1 rRNA gene is annotated in these 974 nt (G+C 53.5%); it reads right to left on the bottom strand.

Annotation, left to right across the window (positions count from 1 at the left end):
• Positions 1-974, bottom strand: a 23S ribosomal RNA gene (locus OIU26_RS25825); the annotation flags it as partial.

Raw genomic sequence — 974 nt, 5'->3', positions numbered from 1 at the left:
CGCCTACCTGTGTCGGTTTGCGGTACGGGCACCTTCTCCTGGCTAGAGGCTTTTCTTGGCAGTCTGAGATCATGACCTTCGCTACTATAATTTTCGCTCCCCATCACAGCCCAGCCTTAACGATGTGCGGATTTGCCTACACATCAGCCTCACTGCTTAGACGGACATCCATCAGTCCGCGTCACTACCCTACTGCGTCACCCCATTGCTCATAACGGATTACGGTGGTACAGGAATTTCGACCTGTTGTCCTTCGACTACGCCTATCGGCCTCGCCTTAGGTCCCGACTTACCCTGAGCGGACGAACCTTCCTCAGGAACCCTTAGGCTTTCGGCGGATCTGATTCTCACAGATCTTTTCGTTACTCATACCGGCATTCTCACTTGAATGCAGTCCAGCGCTCCTTCCGGTACACCTTCAACCCGCATTCAACGCTCCCCTACCCCTGATGCAAAGCATCAAGCCATAGCTTCGGTGGTGTGTTTAGCCCCGTTACATTTTCGGCGCAGAGTCACTCGACCAGTGAGCTATTACGCACTCTTTCAATGGTGGCTGCTTCTAAGCCAACATCCTGGTTGTCTGTGCAACTCCACATCCTTTCCCACTTAACACACACTTGGGGACCTTAGCTGATGGTCTGGGCTGTTTCCCTTTCGACAATGGATCTTAGCACTCACTGTCTGACTCCCGGAACTAAATCTATGGCATTCGGAGTTTGACTGAGCTTGGTAACCCTTGCGGGCCCCGCACCCAATCAGTGCTCTACCTCCACGATTCTTCTTTCCGAGGCTAGCCCTAAAGCTATTTCGGGGAGAACCAGCTATCTCCGGGTTCGATTGGAATTTCTCCGCTACCCCCACCTCATCCCCGCATTTTTCAACATGCGTGGGTTCGGGCCTCCAGTGCGTGTTACCGCACCTTCACCCTGGACAGGGGTAGATCACCCGGTTTCGGGTCTACGTCCACGTACTCA

Source organism: Paenibacillus sp. BT-177 (assembly GCF_025846815.2).
GTDB classification, from domain to species: Bacteria; Bacillota; Bacilli; order Paenibacillales; family Paenibacillaceae; genus Paenibacillus; species Paenibacillus polymyxa_C.
Note: the sequence above shows the minus strand (reverse complement) of the source record. Positions and strands in the feature narration are given on the sequence as shown.